At 74.7% G+C, this 1,231-nt stretch carries 1 protein-coding gene; it reads left to right on the top strand.

Features of this window, described 5'->3' with window-relative positions:
- Positions 1-1,099, top strand: a 1,099-nt coding sequence (locus DQW06_RS10200) for a lipopolysaccharide biosynthesis protein (RefSeq protein WP_198662421.1), incomplete at its 5' end; no start/stop codon positions are given.
- Positions 1,100-1,231: the final 132 nt, after the last annotated feature.

Below are 1,231 nucleotides of genomic sequence, written 5' to 3'. Positions count from 1 at the left end.
GGGACGTGTCGTGCGCCGGGCCTTTCCCGAGGCCGGTGGGGCCTCCGGGGATGCGGACGGATCCGGGGGTGCGCACGGTTCCAGGGGTGCGGATGCCCTCGGGAAGACGCACGGCTCCGGGGATGCGGATGCCCTCGGGAAGGCGGCGCCCGTGGGGAAGCGGGGGACTTATGGTGCCCCCAGTGCCACTGGGACGGCTGTGGATTCGGAGATCGGCCGCGCCCGTGAGGAGTCCGCGACCACGGAGACGGCCGTGGCTCCGGAGGCCGTGGAGGAGAGCGTGGAGCGGGTGGAGGCGCGGACGTTCTGGGCCTTCTCCCTGCCGCGTGCGGTGGCCGCGGTCGCCCAGATGGGCGTGCAGCGCGGCGGCGTGGTCCTCGTGGCGCTCCTGGGCGGGCTGACCGGCGCGGCGGTGTTCACGGCGGCCACGCGGGTCATGGTGGTCGGCCAGTTCGGCACGCAGGCGGTGCTGTACGCGGCCCAGCCCAGGTTCGCCGAACAGCTGGCGACGGGCGACCACGCCGGGGTCCGGGCCCTCTACCAGGCGGGAACGGCGTGGCTGGTGTGCCTTCTGTGGCCTTTGTACCTGTCGGTTCTGGTGTTCGCCCCCCAGGTGATGCGGCTGTTCGGGCCGGAGTACGCGGCGGGGGCGACGGCGCTGGTCGTGGTGTGTGCGGGCCAACTGACGGCCGCCGCGCTGGGGATGAGCGACCTGGTCCTGACGATGACCGGGCTGACCCGGCTCAACCTGGTCAACAATGTGCTGTCGCTGGCGGCGAACGTGCTGGTGTGCGTGCTGCTCGTACCCGTGGCCGGAGCGACCGGGGCGGCCGTGGCCCTGGTGGCCGCGATGCTGGTGCGCAAGCTGCTCCCGCTGTGGCAGTTGCGGTCCCACGTGGTGCTGCACCCGTTCAGCCGCCCGGTGCTGGCCGCGACCGCCAGCGCGCTGACGTGGTTCGGCGTCCTGCCGCTGCTGCTGGAGGCACTGCTGGGCGGCGGGATCGCGACGCTGGCGATGGCGGTGGCCTCGGGAGCGGTGGGGCACCTGGTGACGGTGTGGTCGCTGCGCGGACTGCTGGGCCTGGACCCGCGCCGGTGAGGCGTGCCGCGGCGGCCGGAGGGGTGTCCGGCGGTGGCTGAAGGTAGTGCAGGCACGCGGCGGCCGAGGACGCCCAGTCGGGGAGCGCGGCCGGAGGCGGTGCGGGCACGCCGAGGCGGGCGGGCCCGGGGG

This window comes from Nocardiopsis sp. TNDT3 (assembly GCF_003427465.1).
Lineage (GTDB): Bacteria > Actinomycetota > Actinomycetes > Streptosporangiales > Streptosporangiaceae > Nocardiopsis > Nocardiopsis dassonvillei.
This window is presented reverse-complemented; position numbering and strand designations above follow the sequence as displayed.